The sequence below is a fragment of the Vibrio sp. 10N.261.51.A3 genome, from assembly GCF_041471965.1.
Taxonomy (GTDB): Bacteria; Pseudomonadota; Gammaproteobacteria; order Enterobacterales; family Vibrionaceae; genus Vibrio; species Vibrio crassostreae_C.
The window spans coordinates 1,020-1,449 of record NZ_JBFRPK010000017.1 but is presented as its reverse complement, the minus strand read 5'-3'; the positions used below and the strand labels follow the sequence as shown (position 1 = coordinate 1,449).

The following is a 430-nucleotide window of genomic DNA, read 5'->3' as shown; positions in this document are numbered from 1 at the left end:
CTCACCAATCCCTCTCGATGGGCACACTGAGCCAAACAAATAAGCGTATTCAAATTGCTGCTGTTTTACTACGCGAGGTCTCGTTCCACGAGTAGCCCAAAGACGTGTTGTTGTGTTCTGCTGACCAAACCTAGCTTCGTCTTGAAACCAGACATCAACACTCTCTAGCCCAATATGGCCGGGGATCTTAAGGATCGTTTCGATTTGGAATTTTTTTAAAATCGTCTTGTATTTGCTGTGATTGTTTAGGGTGTTTGGAACGAGAAGTTATCCAAGAAAAACCCATGTGGTCGAGGAGATAATAGATGGAATTAGGGTGGTAGTGCTTGTCAAAGTGTTTAACGATGTAGTCATGTATATCGCTTCCAACAAGGCGGCCACCAGAAGGTGATTCAGCTTCTTTTTTTATGAAGGCACTGAGTTGAGCCCG

General features: G+C 44.2%; 1 protein-coding gene. It reads right to left on the bottom strand.

The genetic code is table 11. The features are described 5' to 3' along the window. Positions 1-187 precede the first annotated feature (187 nt). A partial coding sequence (locus AB4371_RS04420) for a winged helix-turn-helix domain-containing protein (RefSeq protein WP_372149105.1) occupies positions 188-430 on the bottom strand: 243 nt, incomplete at its 5' end.